This is a genomic window from bacterium, assembly GCA_040755755.1.
Taxonomy (GTDB): Bacteria; SZUA-182; SZUA-182; order DTGQ01; family DTGQ01; genus DTGQ01.
Genome location: JBFLZW010000017.1, coordinates 68,366 through 85,143 on the forward strand (window position 1 = coordinate 68,366; position 16,778 = coordinate 85,143).

Below are 16,778 nucleotides of genomic sequence, written 5' to 3' on the forward strand. Positions count from 1 at the left end.
GGAAGCTTAAAGCGGCAGAAACCATCGTCATCGCCGGGAGAATACTTTCCCCCTTCAGGAAAAGAGCGCGACGATATCCTCTCTGGTCAGGTGCTTGATAAAGCCTTCGTGGAAGTGAATGACATTTTTGACCAGATCTTTTTTCTGCTCCTGCAGATCCTGGATTTTCTCCTCCACACTATCCCTGGTTATCAATCGGTAGGTAAAAACCCTTTTCTGCTGGCCAATCCGGTGGGTCCGGTCAACGGCCTGCCGTTCAACCGCAGGATTCCACCAGGGATCGTACAGGAACACGTAATCGGCGGCTGTCAGGTTCAGGCCGAATCCTCCAGCCTTCAGGCTGATGAGGAACAGCTTGCAGTCCTGATCTTCCTGAAACCGGCGGATGCACTGATCACGGTCCCGGACCCGGCCATCCAGGTACTGGTAGCTGATGCTGTTCTGATCGAGCCACCGGCGCATGATCCTGAGCATACTGGTAAATTGGGAGAAAACCAGGGCCTTATGCTCACCTCCAATTACTTCACTGAGCATCTCCTGAAAGGCAATGAACTTACCGGAAGAACACCCTTTTTCAACCGTCTGAATCCCGGCCAGGATCATGGGATGGCAGCATATCTGCCGCAATCGCAAAAGCCCCTCCAGGACCTTAAACCGGGAAGAGCCGAGCCCGGCCCGGTCAATGGTTTTCAGCAGCGTGTCCCGGTAGCGGTCCCGGAACCTGGCATAGAGAGCGCGCTGGCTCTCGGTCATGTCGCAGTAAAGAATCTGTTCGGTCTTGTCAGGCAGTTCCGGCTCCACATCATCTTTGGTCCGCCTGAGCAGAAACGGATGGACCAGCCGTCTCAAGGGTTCTAGATCGGATTGCGCCTGGCCGGGCAATTCTTCCCTCTCCTGGCCAGCGGCATCATCTTTCCGCCGGGTTTGAATCTTTGCCTGGCTGCCAAACCGGTCGATAAATTCCCGGTAGCTGCCCAGAAGCGAGGGATTCAAAAACTCGAACTGGGACCAGAGCTCTCCCAGATGATTCTCCAGGGGGGTTCCGGTCAGAGACAGGCGATGCTTCGCCCTGATTACCGAGGACGCCTTGGCTACCTGGGTCTGATGGTTCTTGATAACCTGGGCTTCATCCAGAATCAGGTAGGTGAATTCAAATTCCCGCAGATGCAGGATATCCCGGCGCAGAATTCCATAGCTGGTGATGATCAGGTCATAATTTCCAAAATCACTCACCATGCTCCTGCGCTGAGAGCCGGTGTAGGCAAGTACCCGCAGGAGCGGAGTAAACCGGCGGGCTTCTCTTTGCCAGTTGAAAACCAGCGAGGTCGGAACGACGATGAGGGAAGGTGCCTGACATCCTCTTTCCCGGATATGCTCCAGCAAGGCTAAAACCTGGATAGTCTTGCCAAGGCCCATATCATCGGCCAGACAGCCGCCAAAGCCGAATTCGTTCAGGAAGAGCAGCCACTCGAGCCCCCGCTTCTGATACGGGCGCAGGATCCCCTGAAAGCCTTTCGGTGCAGCCACAGGCCGGATGCCCTGAAAATTGTTCAGACAATCCCGGATCTTTCGGTAATGCTCATCAAACGATACCCTCTCTCCCGAATTCAGCAGGAAGTCAAGCAGTCCTGCCTGTCCGAGAGAGAACCGCAGGCCCTGGCTGTCTTTTCCCTGACTCTTGCCCAGTTCCAGGGCAAAGCGATTACGATTCAGCCAGACCTCCGGCAGGATACCCAGGGCCCCGTCTCCCAGGGGGATGAACCGCTCTCCGTGTTTTTGCAGCTCCAATATCTTCTGCAAAGAGACAGTCTGGTCGCCGAACTCGACCTCTCCCCGCAGATCAAACCAATCGACACCGGAGGCAACCGTAAATTGAAACCTGGATGAAAGGCGGATTTTCTTCCGGTCCCGGCCCAGTACCTGCCATTTTTCATCCTCCACGAGATTCTGCAAAGCCTTGACCGACGCATCCCGGGAGATACTGAATTCGTAATCAGGATGGTTAAGCGGCTTAAATCCCAGACTTTGGAGTTTCCGGATGCACTCCTGCTCCCGGACAAGATCGCGCAGAACCTGAACCCGGCGGTTAAAGTCACTGATAACCGCAGAGGAGCTTCGTGAATCCACAAGGCAGTCATCACCATACCGAAAATCAAGATGTGCCCACAGCTCTCTGGTAAAGGTAATGGAGAGCTGTGGCCGCGGTACTAATCCCAGGATTTTCGTAAATTCCAGCTCCCTGGGGAGGATAAAGACATCGGAAAGCGAATGTCTCCCTTCCTGGTCAAGCGTGCGAAGGAAATCCGGAATCTCGGCCCGATCAACCACTATCGGTCCGGGCTTGCGCAACTCGTGAATCCAGATGAAGGGTATCCGGCTGGCAATCCGGTGAATCTCCCCCTGATAGATAAACCAGTGGGGATCTCCGGAAAAGATAATATCCGGCTCAGTAAGGGGAATCGACCGGTCCTGAAGAGTGAGTACGGGGCACAGTTGATAACCATCCTCCTCCTCGTTCTCCTCAAAGAGAATATTAAAACGCCAGGGCTGCACGTGAGCGAAATTCAGCTTCACCTCGCGGTATCGGGTCTGAAAGCAATTTGTCTTGTCGATCTCATTGATCCGGAAATAGAGCCGTCCGGTAGCTTCCAGGATGGACAGAAAGTCCCAGGCAATGGTCGTGGGAATAGGAATTTCATCGGCTGCCCTATCCCGGAGGCTTTCGTAGCTGTAGCGGTAAACCAGATGCTCACGCCCGCTTTTCAGAGACTGAATGAGCTCCATAGCCTTTTGATCAGCGGCACTTTCATATCGCTCAGCCCCGGCCTTGCCAAGGTCGAGCCTGACACTTCGGGACTTGCCCCAGGCCCCGTTTTTTTTCAGGAACCTTTCTTCAACCTTGAGAATTGCCTGTCCACGCTGAAGGCTCAATTCCCGGTCAAGGATAAAAAAGGGGAAAAACTGCTGGGATGCTTCCCTGCTCCGCCGCTTATGCTTCGCGCCGGAGGCATCATCAGGTCCGGGCAACAGAATCCGCCAATCCCGCCTGCGCTTCAGCTCAGAAAGGATGAAAGTCTCGTCATGGGCATCACAGGTGGATTTTAATTCGTGGCCATGAGTGGGTTTTGGTAACTCCAGGCTCTCCTGAAGACCATCATTTGCAAGGTCGTCAGCTTCCGGAGCCTGAGCTTCGGTTTTCGAGCCCTTCCACTCGTCTGTCAGGTTCCACCGCTGGTCAGCTTCAATGAGGGTAGCCCACAGGTGCCTGCAATTTTCGCCCCAATCAAGGAAGGAGGGGCAAGTACAAGACATCTCGACCCGGGATCGATCCTGGAGATCAATCCCTACGGTGTACTTCCTTTTCTCTTTGACTGTGGCCTCAATCCTCCTGGGATTGAGTGTTCTGATATCTACCAGGCCCTGAGCAAAGCACGTTTCGCCGCTTTGGCGAACTGCAGGTGAAAAACGCGGCCGCAATTGATCTAAAAAAGACATGCTCTTCTTTTCTACTCTCCGGACATCGTAAGGCTATCTATTCTCTCATAATTGTAACAAACTTCAGACGATTAGTAAAATTAAAATGGGACGTCCCGCAAATTTTGCTGGCTTTTCCAGCCGCGATCTTTGGCTGATCTTTATCAAAACCGGTTCTTTGGTCCTGGCAAGCAGATCCAGGGTCTCTCCCAGATGGCTTCTAACCTGAAGTACAGTCACTGTCTTCATAGCAATATTCCTTGTGCTCCCGATAGGCAAAAGTTTCCAGCCCCGGCATAATGTGGACGATTATTGCAACGACCCCAATACTCACTGTATAATAGCTTGACAATGATACATTACGCAATGGCTATTTAAGATTATGAATCTTACCTTTGAGGGAGAGTAACGCTTTCATCCCTCCTGGGAGCCGCAAAGCAGCCATGTCAGACACAGAGAGCTCACAATACAATGAATTTGAGGCGGTAGAGGTCCCCATTGAGGATTCTCTGGATCTTCATACCTTCCTGCCCGGAGAGGTTCCTGATCTCCTTCAGGATTATCTTGAGGCCTGCCGGGAAAGGCATATCTATCAGGTCCGCATCATTCACGGCAAGGGAACCGGAATGCTGAGGGAGAGAGTCCACAGCATTCTGAGGACATCTCCCCTGGTGCAATCCTTTTCCCTGGCTCCTCCGCAGGCAGGCTCCTGGGGAGCAACCATCGTGGTCCTCAAGCGGTAGAGAGGGGGCTTGAGAATCCCCCCCTGCCAGTCTGAAAATAAACCAGCCCTTTGTTATACCGGAATAAAGGAAGTGTCGCCCGATAAATTCCGGACAAAAGCAGCCAGCAGCCGGGCAGAGCTTTCCATATCCTGGAGGGACACCACCTCGACCGAAGTATGCATATACCGGCAGGGAACACTGACCAGCCCGGCTGCCACCCCGCCCCTGGACAGTTGCAGGACATTGGCATCAGTGCCGGTGGACCGGGGGGCCGCCTCTATCTGACAGGGGATATCCGCTTCTTTGGCTGACCGGACCAGAAGGTCGAAGACTACCGGATTGATGTTAGCTCCACGGGAAATGATCGGGCCTTTGCCAAGGGAAAAATCGCCCACCTTTTTCTTCTCGATGCCCGGCTGATCAGTGGCAAACCCGACATCAACCGCAATTCCCACATCCGGCTTATGCTGATAGGCACTGGTCGTGGCACCGCGAAGGCCGACCTCTTCCTGGACCGTAGCCACGGAAATCACCTGGCCGCAAAAAGGCTTGCCCTCTTCCCTGAGCAGACGCAGAGTTTCCGCAACAACAAAGGCGCCTGCCTTGTCGTCAAGCCCCCTGGAGCAGACAAGATCGTTCTTTAACCGCTCCAGTCCCACATCTATGGTAATAGGGTCTCCGATGAGGACCGCCTCTTCAGCCTCCTTCTTATCCTTAGCCCCGATATCGATATACAGATCAGTAATCTTGGCCACCTTTTTCCGGTCCTCATCCTCCATCAGATGGATCGGTTTCTTCCCGATGACTCCAAGGACCGACCCTCCTGAAGTATGGATGCGGACCCGGTGGCCCGGAACCAGATGGATATCGATTCCGCCGATGGCAGAAAAGAATATGAACCCCTGATCATCGATATACTGCACCATAAAGCCGATCTCATCGCAATGCCCGCACAGCATGATGCGGGGGCCGGGAGTTTTCCCTGACAGCGTTGCCGAGGCATTGCCCATAACATCAACAGTTACCGTATCAGCATGGGGTTGAATATATTCCCGGTATACCCGCACCGCCGGTGCCTCAAACCCCGACGGGCTTGGAGCATCGACCAGCCTTTTCAAAAAATCAAACGATTCCTGACGCATTGAGCAGTTCCTCCTTTTCGTGAGGTTATAGGTGTTTTTCCCTGTCTTTCGTGTTTTTCGCGATTATGGTTTATCAGTACCCTATAGGTGCTTTTCAGGTAAGAGAATTATGGTAACATTCTTCCGGTAATTCAGCAAGCCGGAATATCCTTCTCCACCAAGCTTTCTTGCAGCAGGCTGTGACGAGTGGGCAGAGAAGAATACTTGAGAATGTTTTTGGTAGAATTATGATACAAGTACACTTCCCAAAATTCCCGGATTGAGGTATATTGTAATCAAAGGGTATCCGGTAACAGCCAGAGATATGACACAAAAAGAAAAAGATCGATATAAAAAATGGAGGTACAAATGAGGAAGCAAGAATTACCAAAAATTCAATAAGTGAGCTTGCTCATTTTTGGGATAAACACGATATTACTGACTTTGAGGATTTACGTGAAGAAGTTACCGAGCCAGTTTTCAGCAAGGGGAAGGACATTCAATTACATCTTGAAGAGGATGAAATACAATCCCTGGAAAGATCAGCACGCCGAAGGGGGTTGAAAAATACTGAATTAATACGTGAATGGATTCTTGAAAAATTGCATGCTGCAGAGTACACGTGGCGATAAATCCGCAGCTCTACTCCCTCGCACCTCTTTGGAGGGAGAGGTCCATCCTGGAGATTGAACCCTTAACATGAGGCAAATCATATGTGGAATATGAACGAAGTTGTCAAAATCGAGTACAAGGGTGGTTACGTCTACCATGAGGAGTGGAGGGGATGTTCCCATCAAAGATGGGGAACATCTGGACAACCAGGAAAAACTGTAACCGGGAAAAGACTGCCTCCATGACTAAACTGCACAAGAACCTGTTAACGGCCTTCAAGGTCGCCTTTGCGGCCGGATTGATCGTTTATCTGATTTCAAGTGGCGGCCTGAACCTGCATTCGATGGGTAAAGTCATGGCGCATCCGGGGTGGTTTTCGCTGGTTACGCTTCTGTGGGGCCTTCTGACGGTCATCACTTCCATTCGATGGTATCTGCTTCTGCTCGCCCAGGGGGTAATGATTACTTTCTGGAAAACACTGAGCCTGAATTTCATCGGCATGTTTTTCAATCTGTGCCTGCCGGGAGCTACCGGAGGCGATCTGGTCAAATGCTACTACCTGGCTTCCATCTATCCGGGCAAGAAAATGGAAACCATCACCACGGTCCTCATCGATCGGGTTCTGGGAGTGGCCGGGCTGGTGCTGGTGGGGGGAATATCGGTGCTTGCCCATCCGGCTATCAGTCTGGGCGGAAACCGGATGGTCAGGACCTTCAGTTGTTCTATTCTCGCAGTCTGCATCACCACCCTTCTGGGACTGATTCTGCTGCTGAATCTGCCGGTTTCTTTTCTCGATGCCCATCTGGAAAGACATTCCCACGGACTCTTGGGGAATATGCTCATGAGGGGCTACCGGGCGATGCGGGTCTATCGGGACAAACAATTTACCATTTACTTCTCACTCTTCCTTTCCTCTCTGGTTCATACGACCATCATTATCACCAGCCTTATCATTGGCAGGGTTATCGGTTCCCCGATGAGCTGGCGCTTCTACGGGGTTATCACGCCACTTGGTCTCATTGCCAGTGCTCTGCCCATTGCTCCGGCCGGCCTGGGAGTGGGAGAGGCAGCCTTTGAATACCTGTATAAACTGGTAGGCTCATCCCTGGGAGGTGAAATCATCGCCGTGATTCACCTGATAGCGATCTTCTGGGGCCTGGTTGGGCTTCCTTTTTACCTGCTGGTCAGGAAAAGTCCTCAACCTGCTTCGGCTGAGGGAACCTTTGTGGCTGAATGAAAAGCTTTGGAGAAAAAGAGACTTATTTTATTATGGAGAACGACTGGATTCATATTGAAAAAGACCCACGGCATATAGCCAGGGAGAAAGAAAAGGCCAGAGAGCTTCGAAAATCCCAATGGTGGAAAAACAGGATAGGGGCAGGAATCTGCTACTATTGTCAAAAGCAATTTTCACCGCAGGAGCTGACCATGGATCATATTGTACCCCTGTCCCGTGGCGGCAGCAGTACCAAAGGCAATGTTGTCCCCTGCTGTAAGAAGTGCAATGCTGAGAAAAAATATTATACCCGTGCCGAGGTAGTCATGGACAGACTCCGTGACACTTCCGGTGAACCACCTGATCGTTCTTCTGACAGATAATCCGCTTCACTTCACTTCACTTCACATCTCGTATGCTGATTCACTTCCGGTTTGCTGCTGCCATGGTGCATTCTTGCGGTTTTCCAATATCCTGAAAGCCCAAGATTGCGTTCCCTCCATTTTTTTTCACCTGATACAGGGCCCTGTCGGCAAAATCTATGAGCTGGCCGGGGGTGAGAACCTGATCATCCGGAAATGATGCCAGACCGAGGCTGGCGGTAATATTGGTACAGGTGCCATTATACCGGAAAGAGTAGCTGGTGATCCGTTCATAGATCTTCTGGGCAATTATGAACGCTCCCTGGTAACCGGTGTTGGGAACGAGGATGCCGAATTCGTCTCCACCATACCGGGCCACGATATCCGTCTCCCGCAAAGGATGCCGCAGCATATAACCCAGTTTCTTGAGTACAAAATCACCAAACCGGTGGCCATAGGTATCGTTAATTGATTTAAAATGGTCTACATCGAGCATGATGCAGGTCAAGGGCTCCTGATACCTTCTGGCCCGTTTAAATTCCATATTCAATCGCTGACGAAGATGCCGATAGTTATACAAACCGGTTTGACCATCCTGGGAGCATTGTCTTTTCAATTTTTTGATAAGGGTATTCAGCTCGTTATTGACCTTCATCAATTCATTATTCAAGACAACGTAATTCAGGTACTTGATCAGCAATTGCTGATAATCGAAAACCCGAAGGGGGAAAGTATTTTCGCCCTTTTGCTTGGTTAGCTCTATTTCCACACTACTCATTCATGAGTCTCCATACCATCGATATATCTTCGTCAATTACTGCTTAACACGTCTCTTTTTTGGATGACATTCGTCGCACCGGGTTGGGCCCGACGGCTTTCCCTCGATCTTTAAATTGCTATGGCATCCTCTGCATATATTCATATAAGCATCCCGCAGGAGAATTCCCTCTGCCTCTTTTCCCGCATGGCAACCAATGCACTTGCCCGGCACCCTGGTTTCGTTCTGTTTCCACTCATGATGGCAGACCTTACAGGCAATGGAGAGATTCACAGCATGGCCGCTATGATCAAACTGAACCCCCTGGTAAATATCGGTAGTATACACTTCATTATTGATAATCATCTTGTCCGGTATACTTTGACCACTGGCTCTGTTCACCACTCCCAGGCAAATAACCACTAACCACAATATCGTCCATAACCAATTACTTCCCCTACTACCCATCTTTCGCTCCTCACTTCACTCTAACCCCTTTTGACCCACACAATCACAACCATAACCACCACAAACAGCTACTGCCCTTATCACTCACCCAACCTCAACCTGTCACGTGCGGCTGGCCTAAAAGTGCACGACCCTGATTTTGCTTGCTTCTCATACAAGCAAGATCAATACCAGAGAGGGTAATATCCGGTAAAGGAAGAGAATCAGGCAGATAACAACTGACTAAAGATGCAGACGATCAAAAAATGAGCCATCTGAAACCGCAGGGAGACCTGAGAGGGGTATAAAAAATATTTCTCAAGGCATAAATTTTTTCTCTGCCGATAGGATTCAGACCGTCAGGAATTTTTACCTGTTTTCCCGCTCTGCATGCTGAAGATTACGAGAAAATCGTTTTCAGTCTCGGTGAAGATCGGGTATAATAGGAATTTCGATTCGATCACTTTCTGGATCCCTGTGAGAAGATATAAGGAGAAATTCAGTGTACACGACGCTCAAGATAACTTCCATTCCTTTTATCAGTGCCCTTATCGGCTGGTTTACCAACTACCTGGCTGTGCGGATGATCTTTCACCCGTATCAGCCTGTTGGTTTTGGACCTCTGAAAATACAGGGACTGGTGCCGAAACGAAGGGAGGAACTGGCCGCAAGTATTGGGAAAACGGTTTCAAACCACCTCATATCCCATGCGGATATTGCCGAAAGCCTGAAATCGGTCCAGGTTATTGAATCCTTCAGGCAACTCATCGACCAAAAGGTGCAGGAATTGATCGACCGAAAGATCCTTTCTCTGAACCCTATGATTTCAGCCTTTATCGGCACGGAGACCAAAGCCAAAATCAGGACAGCTATCGTTTCCGAAATGATCCTCATGCTGCCGGACCTGGCCGAAAGATTTGCCGCAGGCCTGGAGGCACATCTCGACATGCAGGCGCTGGTGACAGATCGTATCAGGTCATTCGAACTGGAAAAATTAGAGCAGATTATTCTGGAAATATCTTCAAGGGAACTCAAAGCCATCGAAATCTATGGAGGAGTCCTCGGATTCATGATCGGCCTCATCCAGGTCGGCCTGATTCTCTTGTAGAACGAAAGATACACCTTCCGGATCAGGTCACAGGTTTTGCAGATGATGAAAATTTCGATTGATATTCTTGACTGCTACCCGTTTCTTTTGAGATAAAACATCCTGATAGAGATTGATGAGTATCTGATAGTTCTTCTCTCCACTGTATTTCTCCTCATATTCAGTCCTGGCCCCCTCCCTCATCGAGGTTAGTATATTCCGGTTTTTCCAGAGCCAGGAGACTTTTTCCCCCAGTTCCTTTGCATCACCGGGAGGGAACAGGCAGCCGCTGATTCCGTTAATTACAAAGTGCTTCATTCCTCCCAAATCGCTGGCAATTACCGGAATTCCATATGCATAAGCCCTGATGATGGTGGATGGAAAGGTCTCATGGGATTCTTTGGGAAAAATGAGCATTAAAGCACGCGCCAGATGATAGGTACATTCAGCCTTTGACTGCCAGCCTAAAAATTCGAGATTTTTGGAACCGGAACAGGCATCCTCCACTTCCTGCTTGAGAGGACCATCGCCTAAGATTTTTAACGGGATATCGGGAACAGATGACCATGCATTCAGCAGGGTCCGGATTCCATTCTCTTCAGATAGCTTTCCAAGAAACAGGGCATAATCTTCAACCTCCTGGGCGGGGGCGGACTCGACTTCGTCGCCGGCATGAGGTTTCACAACTACCTTCTGATTGGGAAAGCCGTATTCAATCAGCTTTTCCTTGAAGAATTCAGTTGGAACAAGGTAACAATCAACACTTCCATGACAGGCTTTTTGGTTCCAATAGTCCCGGATCATTTTTACTACATCCGTTACCTGATTTTGATTATCCCTGCAACATTTTTGTAGACCATCACCTTTCAATAAAGATTGTTTCATACATGAAATGCACAGTTTATTTGAGTAAAAAAGGCTGGATTTAGGACACAGCACTTCGTACCGATACAAACTCTGGATAACAGGGATACCCAACTTCTGACAGGTATTGGAGAACTGAGGAAGGCCCGTTAATGCCATATTATAGACATGTACCACATTGGGTCGATGCTTTTGGATCATCTGGATAATCGGAGAAGACTGATCTCTCCAGTGGGGTGAACCATGATGATGGACAGTGTGCGAAGCCGTATATCTACTGGCGTTAATAGCCTTTTTATTCTCCTGCCCAAGGTAAATTATCCGGTGGCCATTCTTTTTGAGCAGCCGCTTATCTGCTTCAGCAACCCAATCCTTTCCGCCCTGGGATTGAACATCATGACAAACTTGCAAGATCTTCATAATTTTAGACTCTCCGGTAATATTTTCCACATTACAACCAAGTCAAAAGCACTGGCAGCCAATCACTGAATCTGTGGAAACTTTCTGGTTTCTGGTTGCGTGTAGGCATCTATAGCTAATATAAAAGTTAGATACATAATTTATGTAGATACATCGGTGGGATAACTTAAAATAAGCTACGAAAAATTTCCGGCTTTGGCGGATTTTATGGTGGACCTGGTAAGGCAATGTCCTGGAGAATATTACCAGACTACCGGTGAAGGATTTGTGGGAAGGGAATATACTGCTGCGGCCGATTCTGAGCCTGGCATTGAAGAGTAGCGCATAAACTGCAAATCCCTCTCCGCTTTCCCGTGGTGGAGAGGGATTTGCCCTGACGTTTGAATTCTAACCAGTGAAAACGTCACTTCCTATTAAATAAATGGCAGCAAGACACTTAACCCTGGAATAGTTGCAGTTGCGGCTGGAAGAGTAGGCACAATGGCAGTTGTGGATATCGTTTGGGTCTGAGTCCAGGGAGGGCCGGTCGGAACCGACAAAAGTGCAGGCAGAAGCGTGGCAATAGCAGTAGGAGTTGTAGTCGGAGCAGGGACCACCGCCGTTGGTACTGTTGGTACTACCGGAACCGCTGTGGCGATAGGCACGGCGCTCACATTAACCACTGACAGAGCAGGATTAAAGATGATGGTAATCGTCGCCGCTGCATTTCTCACCGGCTGCGGGATACCCATTGGAGCAAGGAGAGGCCGCGGGGCAGCAGTGAGCAGAGGCGGCATCCCTAACGGCAGGGTTGCAAAAGGTGCAGGTGCATACAGGGGACTAATCGGCGGAACGTAGAAAAAAGGAGCCCGAGACCCAAGAGCCCCTGGATATGCCAGCATTTGAGCCGATCCGGGACTAAACGAGAATGCTACGATTATTGCTATGAAGAGTAATGAGACCCACTTTCTCATCGTTTTTCCCTCCTTTGGTGTATTATGATGTATTCCTGGGTTGTCACTAATCCTGTTTTCATAACTGGATGGTACCGGCTATTCGAGTAGATAAAATACAATTTTTCGGGGATATGCTCTTGCTTATGGTTAAAACTAATTTACTTCTTAATATTCACCTCCTGTTGCAAAAAGTAACATGTATAACCAGAGAATCTTAGTAACTCTCCTGCTGTCTGGCTGTCTCCATGAGCATTCGTGCCTGGGTGTTGTCCGGCTCAAGTCGAAGGACTTCTTCCAGTTCTTCCAGGGATTCCCGGTAGTTTCTCCGATACATGAGGGCCAGAGCCAGGTTATAATGAATTTTCGGATCCTCCGGAGCGACGTCCTCCGCCTTTCGCCATACTTCTACGGCCTTTTCAAAGTCTCCTTTCCGATAAAAGGCGGTGCCAAGGTTGATCAGTGCTTCCGTATGCGAAGGTGCCCGGTCAAGGATTTTCTGCCATGACCGAATCGCCTCTTCGATATTGTTCTGCTTAAGATAGGCTGTTCCCAGGTGGAGACAGGCGTCATTCGAATCAGGATCAATTTCAAGCGCTTTCTTCCAGAGCATAATGGCCTCCGGATATCTCTCGGCCTGAAAGCTGACAGCGGCCAGGTTCATCAGCGGAACAGGGTCGGAAGGATCAAGACGGCGGGCTTCCTCCCATTCCACTACCGCCTCCTGGGCCCTGCCGAGCTCATCAAATAGAACATGTCCCATGATCAGATGCGCCTCCTTGTTATGGGGATCGACTTCCACCGCTTTTTTCAAAGCGGCAAGCGATTTGTCAAAGGAGCGCAGACTCAGGTAGGTTTTCCCGATCGAGATGTAAACATCCGCTCTGGCCGGGCCTGTCTTGAGAGCGGTTTCAAAGTGATCAATCGCACCCTGATAGTCCTTGCGGGTGAAATGGGTCAGCCCCAGGCAATTCCAGGCATCCTGGTTGTTCGGAAAAAGCCTGGTAGCCTGGAGGTAGATATCCTGAGCCTTTTCGAGGTTACCTTCCTTGAACCATGCGGTTCCCAGATTAACCAGGGCTTCTGAATAGCCCGGCTTTATCTTCATGGCTTTCTGAAAGGCGTCTTTGGCTTTGTCATACGATCCCTGTGCCAGAAAAAGACTGCCAAGGTTATTATGGGCCTCGGCACTGTTTGGATCTATGGCCGCAGCCTGAGAAAACTCCCGAAGAGCATCTTCCATCTTCGAGCGGTGAAAATAAATCACTCCCAGATTATTGTGTGCTTCCAGGTGGTTTGGTTCAAGCTTCAGGACCTGGGTGAAGTATTGATATGCCTCTTCCAGATATTTATTCGCTTCTTCCAGCCTTCCCCTCTCAAGGGCCATTTCACCCAGCAGGTTTATGGCATCGCCATAATCCGGATCAAGCTCGATGGCAGATTTGGCCGCTGAAATGGCCTCATCTTTTAATCCCATCTCCTTATAGACCACACCCAGGTTATAATACACATCTGCATACTTGGCTTCCTCCAGGGCCAGTTTAAACTCCTTGAGCGCCTGATCAAGCTGGCCAAGCTGATGGTAAACGATGCCAAGGTGGTTACGGGCCTCCAGATAGCCTGGCTGCAAGGCCAAAAGATGGAGGAATCTGTCCCGTGCCTGTTCATATTTACCCATTCTTTCCTCTACACAGGCAAGGTAAAAGGTGGCCGAGACATTTTCCGGGTTCGCATCGATTACTTTTTTAAATTCATTGTAGGCCAGTTCATAAGAGTCAAGATAATAATAGGAAAGTCCCCGGTCTATTCCGTCGATCAATTGGATCATATCTTTGGGATCGGGCCGTTTTTGAGAGTCTTGTGCCGGATCTTTTTTTGTGGACCGAAAGTAGCCCAATCCTTCAAGCCGGCGCAGGGCAGCATCGTTCTGGACGATCTGGGGCTGTCTTTTTTCCTTCCGGAGCTGTTCCTTGAGTGCTCCAAGCTTTTTTTCCCAGTCAATGGCAAGCTCAGGCTCTCCGGTCAGGAGATTGGAATTTTCTGCCGGATCTTTCAGCAGATGGTACAGTTCAGAGCGGGGAGCCTTGATATATTTCCAGTCCCCTGTTCTTATCCCTTCGATCCGGCTCCAGCCAAAATTAAGCTCCGGATACAATGTTTCACAGAATACTTCCTGATGAAGGGCCTGACACCCTCCCGATACCAGGGGAAGCAGGCTTTTTCCCGGTAAACCGCTCAAGGAGACTCCGTCAGGCTGGATTGAAAAAAGATCCATGATGGTCGGGAAGATGTCCAGGGTAGTAACCATCTGAGGTACTTTCTTTATCATTTTTTTTGCTGCCGGCATAAGCCCGGCGGGAGCCTTGATGATCAGGGGGACCCGAAGAGTTGCATCGTAGATAAAAATCGTGTGGGTAGATTCACCGTGCTCACCCAGCCCTTCCCCATGATCCGCGGTCAAAACGACGACCGTCTTATCGGTCGCTCCCATTCTCTTGAGGCCGTCGAGCAAATCACCCAGACACTTGTCCGTATAGGCAATTTCTCCATCGTAGAGACGGTGCTTATAATTTTCCCTGAATGGAGGGGGCGGAAAATAAATCGCATGCGGGTCGAAGTAGTGAACCCAGAGGAAAAAGGGCTGGCTATGATTTTTCTCCAGCCACTCCAGGGCTGATTTGGTTACCTCCTCTGCTCTGCGCTCACTATCCATTGGGCTGGCCGATGACCTCTTCTTGCCCGGAAGAGAATCATTATAGGTGTCAAAGCCTTGATCCAGGCCGAACATGGAGTTCAGCACAAATGCTCCGACGCAGGCCCCGGTACGGTATCCATTTGATTTCATGACTTCAGCCAAAGTGACGACATCCTGCTGCAGAACAAAATTTCCATTGTTCCAGATACCATGCTGAACTGGATAGAGCCCGGTCATGATCGAAACATGGGACGGCAGAGTGATGGGAACAGGAGTAAGAGCCTGGGTAAAGAGAATGCCCTCCGATGCCAGAGAATCGATCGCCGGTGTATTCACATCCTGATAGCCGTAACAGCCCAGGTGGTCTGCCCGCAGGGTATCGATGGTGATGAGAAGAAGATTATAGGCCGGTTTTCCCGGTTGAGGGGCTGCAGCCTCGCTCAAAGAAACGGGGCTGAGGAAAGAACACAGCAGAAAGAATAGATAAAATATGAATACTGGTTTTTTCATGGAGATCGTTCGCTTTTCCATAGTCTTAAAGGACACCTTTTATTTTCTCACCCTGCCCGGTTGAGCAGGCGGGACATGAACGTCCCGCCTGCTGCCTGGACATTATACCGGAGCCTGGCCGCCGGAAACGGAAGACCGCTCCGAAAAATGAAAACTTCTGCCTCCGATTTACAGAAGCACCAAACTAAATACTCCCTCATCCAGTACCGGGATATTGGTACCGGTTACTGTATAATAGCCTGTCAGGGTAGTCGGGGAGGTAAGAACGCCATTTATGAGAAGGTCATATCCAGTACCCAGAAATCCGCTTAAGGTAATGACGCTGTTGGCTTCTACCCCACTCACATTCACCAGAAAGTTCGCATACTTGCTCCCCGTGAGAATACAGGTGCCAACCGCGGTTCCCGTAAGTGGATCTACGGCTATATTCAGGGTCATCGGACCAGTGTGCCACAGGACAATATAGGCAATGTAAGTACTGGTCCACGTACCCGTCCAGGTCCCTGTCTGGGCGGCTCTGCGCATGGGCAGGCCGGCAGATGAAGAAAGAGCGGGAGCAAGCGAGCTTGCTGCTGGAATTATGGAGGTCAAATACGGCACCTGGATTACCGGCCACGGGGAAACAGCCGATAGTGAATTCAAAGGCAAAAGGAAATTGAGAGGGTCGTAAAGTACAGGAAAGCTCAAAGGATCGAAACTGAAAAAGGAAGAACCTTCAGCAAAAGGAGTATACGGCAGGGGAGGAAGGAGAGCAGGAATCATTTGAGTAAAGGCATCCGACCTCAATCCGGTTAAGGGAGACAGGGTAACGCCGGAAAGCTGGGCATCGCCGGAAGATACACAGACCATCAGGGCGCAGACAAGAATAACGACAGATAATATGATGCACCTTTTTCCTCTGATCATAGCTGAATATCCTTAAACTTTGATGGAGTACATTAAGTGACCTATAGTAAAACCGGAGACAGCAATGACAAATTGAATACTCCTTCATCCAGTACCGGGATATGGGTGCCTTCTACTACATAAAAGCCAGTCATCGTAGTCGGTGAGGTAAGAAGACAGGTCAAAACCATATTGTATCCGGTAGACAGAAGTCCGCTGACCGAAATAATGTCATTTACTTTCACCCCACTCACGTCAAAAGGAATATTTGCATACCGGCTCCCCGGGAGAACACAGGTACCGACAACGGTTCCGAGCAATGGATCAACAACGATATTCAAAGTCATTGGCCCTGTATTCCAGAGGACGATAAAGGCGATATAGGTACTGGTCCAGGTGCCTACCCATGTCCCTGACTGAGCAGCCGTACGGGTTGGAGCAGTCGCCACAGGTACTGGTGGAATAACAGGATAGCTGAAGGGAGCATACAGCAGAGCGGCAAAGGGGTCAAAAACGGGATAAACGGGATATTGAGCTTCACACAGAGGCAAACACATTATTGAGAAACAGGTAAAGATCAAAACAGATAACAAATACTTTTTCCCTCTAATCATAATTGGATCATCCTTAAACGTTAAAAAATTCATGCTTCTCATAACCTGCCGGCTAAC

At 49.7% G+C, this 16,778-nt stretch carries 16 protein-coding genes; 6 read left to right on the top strand and 10 right to left on the bottom strand.

What is annotated here, in order from left to right:
- Nucleotides 1-54: 54 nt before the first annotated feature.
- Together AB1611_05955 and AB1611_05960 are read right to left on the bottom strand one after the other, a co-directional pair.
- Nucleotides 55-3,495, bottom strand: a complete 3,441-nt coding sequence (locus AB1611_05955; protein MEW6379133.1) for an SNF2-related protein — start codon at nucleotides 3,493-3,495, stop codon at nucleotides 55-57.
- A gap of 63 nt (nucleotides 3,496-3,558) precedes the next feature.
- Nucleotides 3,559-3,723, bottom strand: a complete 165-nt coding sequence (locus AB1611_05960; protein MEW6379134.1) for a hypothetical protein — start codon at nucleotides 3,721-3,723, stop codon at nucleotides 3,559-3,561.
- A gap of 194 nt (nucleotides 3,724-3,917) precedes the next feature.
- On the opposite strand from AB1611_05960, the gene AB1611_05965 reads away from it, so the two are divergent.
- The gene (locus AB1611_05965) at nucleotides 3,918-4,217 is read left to right on the top strand and encodes a Smr/MutS family protein (protein MEW6379135.1); all 300 of its coding nucleotides are present in this window, start codon (nucleotides 3,918-3,920) and stop codon (nucleotides 4,215-4,217) included.
- A gap of 53 nt (nucleotides 4,218-4,270) precedes the next feature.
- Here the strand turns inward: AB1611_05965 and AB1611_05970 are convergent, their stop codons facing one another.
- On the bottom strand, nucleotides 4,271-5,341 hold the full coding sequence (locus tag AB1611_05970) for a M42 family metallopeptidase (GenBank protein ID MEW6379136.1): 1,071 nt from the start codon (nucleotides 5,339-5,341) through the stop codon (nucleotides 4,271-4,273).
- A 377-nt stretch (nucleotides 5,342-5,718) separates the two neighbouring features.
- Between AB1611_05970 and AB1611_05975 the strand changes: the two genes are divergently transcribed.
- The 3 genes from AB1611_05975 (at nucleotide 5,719) to AB1611_05985 (ending at nucleotide 7,531) form a co-directional block, all read left to right on the top strand.
- A complete protein-coding gene (locus AB1611_05975) occupies nucleotides 5,719-5,952 on the top strand; it encodes a CopG family antitoxin (protein ID MEW6379137.1) in 234 nt (77 codons plus the stop codon).
- A 152-nt stretch (nucleotides 5,953-6,104) separates the two neighbouring features.
- Nucleotides 6,105-7,169 carry a lysylphosphatidylglycerol synthase transmembrane domain-containing protein gene (locus AB1611_05980; protein ID MEW6379138.1) on the top strand — a complete coding sequence of 355 codons (1,065 nt, stop codon included), beginning with the start codon at nucleotides 6,105-6,107 and terminating at the stop codon, nucleotides 7,167-7,169.
- Nucleotides 7,170-7,201: 32 nt separating this feature from the next.
- A complete protein-coding gene (locus tag AB1611_05985) occupies nucleotides 7,202-7,531 on the top strand; it encodes an HNH endonuclease (GenBank protein MEW6379139.1) in 330 nt (109 codons plus the stop codon).
- Nucleotides 7,532-7,571: 40 nt separating this feature from the next.
- On the opposite strand, the gene AB1611_05990 is transcribed toward AB1611_05985, so the two are convergent.
- Nucleotides 7,572-8,288, bottom strand: a complete 717-nt coding sequence (locus tag AB1611_05990; GenBank protein ID MEW6379140.1) for a GGDEF domain-containing protein — start codon at nucleotides 8,286-8,288, stop codon at nucleotides 7,572-7,574.
- Nucleotides 8,289-8,324: 36 nt separating this feature from the next.
- Nucleotides 8,325-8,735 carry a cytochrome c3 family protein gene (locus AB1611_05995; protein ID MEW6379141.1) on the bottom strand — a complete coding sequence of 137 codons (411 nt, stop codon included), beginning with the start codon at nucleotides 8,733-8,735 and terminating at the stop codon, nucleotides 8,325-8,327.
- A gap of 481 nt (nucleotides 8,736-9,216) precedes the next feature.
- Here AB1611_05995 and AB1611_06000 point away from each other — a divergent pair, with 481 nt between their 5' ends.
- Entirely contained in the window at nucleotides 9,217-9,822 is a 606-nt protein-coding gene (locus tag AB1611_06000) for a DUF445 family protein (GenBank protein ID MEW6379142.1), read from the top strand.
- A gap of 27 nt (nucleotides 9,823-9,849) precedes the next feature.
- On the opposite strand, the gene AB1611_06005 is transcribed toward AB1611_06000, so the two are convergent.
- Nucleotides 9,850-11,085, bottom strand: a complete 1,236-nt coding sequence (locus tag AB1611_06005) for a glycosyltransferase (protein ID MEW6379143.1) — start codon at nucleotides 11,083-11,085, stop codon at nucleotides 9,850-9,852.
- A 195-nt stretch (nucleotides 11,086-11,280) separates the two neighbouring features.
- Here AB1611_06005 and AB1611_06010 point away from each other — a divergent pair, with 195 nt between their 5' ends.
- A complete protein-coding gene (locus AB1611_06010) occupies nucleotides 11,281-11,406 on the top strand; it encodes a hypothetical protein (protein MEW6379144.1) in 126 nt (41 codons plus the stop codon).
- A gap of 92 nt (nucleotides 11,407-11,498) precedes the next feature.
- Here the strand turns inward: AB1611_06010 and AB1611_06015 are convergent, their stop codons facing one another.
- The 4 genes from AB1611_06015 to AB1611_06030 form a co-directional block, all read right to left on the bottom strand.
- Nucleotides 11,499-12,038, bottom strand: coding sequence for a hypothetical protein (locus tag AB1611_06015; GenBank protein MEW6379145.1), 540 nt, complete (start codon nucleotides 12,036-12,038; stop codon nucleotides 11,499-11,501).
- A gap of 196 nt (nucleotides 12,039-12,234) precedes the next feature.
- Nucleotides 12,235-15,243, bottom strand: coding sequence for a tetratricopeptide repeat protein (locus tag AB1611_06020; protein ID MEW6379146.1), 3,009 nt, complete (start codon nucleotides 15,241-15,243; stop codon nucleotides 12,235-12,237).
- A gap of 147 nt (nucleotides 15,244-15,390) precedes the next feature.
- Nucleotides 15,391-16,128, bottom strand: a complete 738-nt coding sequence (locus AB1611_06025; protein ID MEW6379147.1) for a hypothetical protein — start codon at nucleotides 16,126-16,128, stop codon at nucleotides 15,391-15,393.
- Between the two features lie 41 nt (nucleotides 16,129-16,169).
- Complete coding sequence (locus AB1611_06030) at nucleotides 16,170-16,721, bottom strand: hypothetical protein (protein MEW6379148.1); 552 nt, start codon at nucleotides 16,719-16,721, stop codon at nucleotides 16,170-16,172.
- Between the last annotated feature and the right edge of the window lie 57 nt (nucleotides 16,722-16,778).